Below are 3,226 nucleotides of genomic sequence, written 5' to 3'. Positions count from 1 at the left end.
TGTCTGGCAGTTCCCTACTCTCACATGGGGAGACCCCACACTACCATCGGCGCTACGGCGTTTCACTGCTGAGTTCGGCATGGGGTCAGGTGGGACCACCGCGCTATTGCCGCCAGACAAATTCTGTTTCTCATCTCGAACAAGCTGATTAGTCTCTGAAACTGCTCTCTCACCCCAAAACACCTTCGGTGTTGTCAGGTTAAGCCGCACGGTTCATTAGTACTGGTTAGCTCAACGTCTCGCAACGCTTACACACCCAGCCTATCTACGTCCTCGTCTCGAACGTTCCTTTAGTGTCCTCTAGGGACAAGGGAAGACTCATCTCAAGGCAAGTTTCCCGCTTAGATGCTTTCAGCGGTTATCTCTTCCGCACTTAGCTACCGGGCAGTGCCATTGGCATGACAACCCGAACACCAGTGGTGCGTCCACTCCGGTCCTCTCGTACTAGGAGCAGCCCCTTTCAATCTTCCAACGCCCACGGCAGATAGGGACCGAACTGTCTCACGACGTTCTAAACCCAGCTCGCGTACCACTTTAAACGGCGAACAGCCGTACCCTTGGGACCTACTTCAGCCCCAGGATGTGATGAGCCGACATCGAGGTGCCAAACACCGCCGTCGATATGAACTCTTGGGCGGTATCAGCCTGTTATCCCCGGAGTACCTTTTATCCGTTGAGCGATGGCCCTTCCATTCAGAACCACCGGATCACTATGACCTACTTTCGTACCTGCTCGAGCTGTCACTCTCGCAGTCAAGCTAGCTTATGCCATTGCACTAACCTCACGATGTCCGACCGTGATTAGCTAACCTTCGTGCTCCTCCGTTACGCTTTGGGAGGAGACCGCCCCAGTCAAACTACCCACCAGACACTGTCCGCAACCCGGTTCACGGGCCTACGTTAGAACATCAAACATTCAAGGGTGGTATTTCAAGGTTGGCTCCATGCAGACTGGCGTCCACACTTCTCAGCCTCCCACCTATCCTACACATCAAGGCTCAAGGTTCAGTGTCAAGCTATAGTAAAGGTTCACGGGGTCTTTCCGTCTTGCCGCGGGTACACTGCATCTTCACAGCGAGTTCAATTTCACTGAGTCTCGGGTGGAGACAGCCTGGCCATCATTACGCCATTCGTGCAGGTCGGAACTTACCCGACAAGGAATTTCGCTACCTTAGGACCGTTATAGTTACGGCCGCCGTTTACTGGGGCTTCGATCAAGAGCTTCTCCTTACGGATAACCCCATCAATTAACCTTCCAGCACCGGGCAGGCGTCACACCGTATACGTCCACTTTCGTGTTTGCACAGTGCTGTGTTTTTATTAAACAGTTGCAGCCAGCTGGTATCTGCGACTGGCCTCGGCTCCAAGAGCGTGTCTTTTCACCTAACGCCAGCGTGCCTTCTCCCGAAGTTACGGCACCATTTTGCCTAGTTCCTTCACCCGAGTTCTCTCAAGCGCCTGAGTATTCTCTACCTGACCACCTGTGTCGGTTTGGGGTACGATTCAATGTTACCTGGAGCTTAGAGGCTTTTCCTGGAAGCGGGGCATCAGCTACTTCAGCACCGTAGTGCCTCGTTATCACGCCTCAGTGTTAACAGAAGAACGGATTTACCAATTCTTCCCACCTACACGCTTAAACCGGGACAACCGTCGCCCGGCCAGCCTAGCCTTCTCCGTCCCCCCTTCGCAGTAACACCGAGTACGGGAATATTAACCCGTTTCCCATCGACTACGCCTTTCGGCCTCGCCTTAGGGGTCGACTCACCCTGCCCCGATTAACGTTGGACAGGAACCCTTGGTCTTCCGGCGAGCGGGTTTTTCACCCGCTTTATCGTTACTTATGTCAGCATTCGCACTTCTGATACCTCCAGCATGCCTCACAGCACACCTTCGCAGGCTTACAGAACGCTCCCCTACCCAACAACACCTGAGTGTCGCTGCCGCAGCTTCGGTGCATGGTTTAGCCCCGTTACATCTTCCGCGCAGGCCGACTCGACCAGTGAGCTATTACGCTTTCTTTAAATGATGGCTGCTTCTAAGCCAACATCCTGGCTGTCTGAGCCTTCCCACTTCGTTTCCCACTTAACCATGACTTGGGGACCTTAGCTGGCGGTCTGGGTTGTTTCCCTCTTCACGACGGACGTTAGCACCCGCCGTGTGTCTCCCGTGATAACATTCTTCGGTATTCGCAGTTTGCATCGGGTTGGTAAGTCGGGATGACCCCCTAGCCGAAACAGTGCTCTACCCCCGAAGATGAATTCACGAGGCGCTACCTAAATAGCTTTCGGGGAGAACCAGCTATCTCCCGGTTTGATTGGCCTTTCACCCCCAGCCACAAGTCATCCGCTAATTTTTCAACATTAGTCGGTTCGGTCCTCCAGTTAGTGTTACCCAACCTTCAACCTGCCCATGGCTAGATCACCGGGTTTCGGGTCTATACCCTGCAACTTAACGCCCAGTTAAGACTCGGTTTCCCTGCGGCTCCCCTATACGGTTAACCTTGCTACAGAATATAAGTCGCTGACCCATTATACAAAAGGTACGCAGTCACCCTGATAAATCAAGGCTCCCACTGCTTGTACGTACACGGTTTCAGGTTCTGTTTCACTCCCCTCGCCGGGGTTCTTTTCGCCTTTCCCTCACGGTACTGGTTCACTATCGGTCAGTCAGGAGTATTTAGCCTTGGAGGATGGTCCCCCCATGTTCAGACAGGATACCACGTGTCCCGCCCTACTCGTCGAACTCACACCACCTGCGTCTTCAGATACGGGGCTATCACCCTTTACTGCCGGCCTTTCCAGACCGTTCTCCTGACGCGGATGCTGATGTTGGTTCTGGGCTGCTCCCCGTTCGCTCGCCGCTACTGGGGGAATCTCGGTTGATTTCTTTTCCTCGGGGTACTGAGATGTTTCAGTTCCCCCGGTTCGCCTCATTAACCTATGAATTCAGTTAATGATAGTGCAACGGATTGCACTGGGTTTCCCCATTCGGGTATCGCCGGTTATTGCGGTTCATATCACCTTACCGGCGCTTATCGCAGATTAGCACGCCCTTCATCGCCTCTGACTGCCTAGGCATCCACCGTGTACGCTTAGTCGCTTAACCTCACAACCCGAAGGTGTCTTCGGACTGGAGTGATTGAGAGACTCCTCAATACTGCCGCCTTAGCGCGGTTACAGTACTGATTGTTTCAAATTTTCAGCTTGTTCCAGATTGTTAAAGAGCA

Annotated in this window: 2 rRNA genes; both read right to left on the bottom strand. The window is 53.3% G+C overall.

Annotation, left to right across the window (positions count from 1 at the left end):
• Position 1: 1 nt before the first annotated feature.
• A 5S ribosomal RNA gene (gene rrf, locus Xhom_RS48850) occupies positions 2–117 on the bottom strand.
• Between the two features lie 78 nt (positions 118–195).
• A 23S ribosomal RNA gene (locus Xhom_RS48845) occupies positions 196–3,105 on the bottom strand.
• Between the last annotated feature and the right edge of the window lie 121 nt (positions 3,106–3,226).

Origin of the sequence: Xenorhabdus hominickii (assembly GCF_002632725.1) — a bacterium.
In the GTDB taxonomy this organism is placed as follows: Bacteria; Pseudomonadota; Gammaproteobacteria; order Enterobacterales; family Enterobacteriaceae; genus Xenorhabdus; species Xenorhabdus hominickii.
The sequence above is the reverse complement of the archived record's forward strand: the minus strand, read 5'-3'. Positions and strand labels throughout refer to the sequence as shown.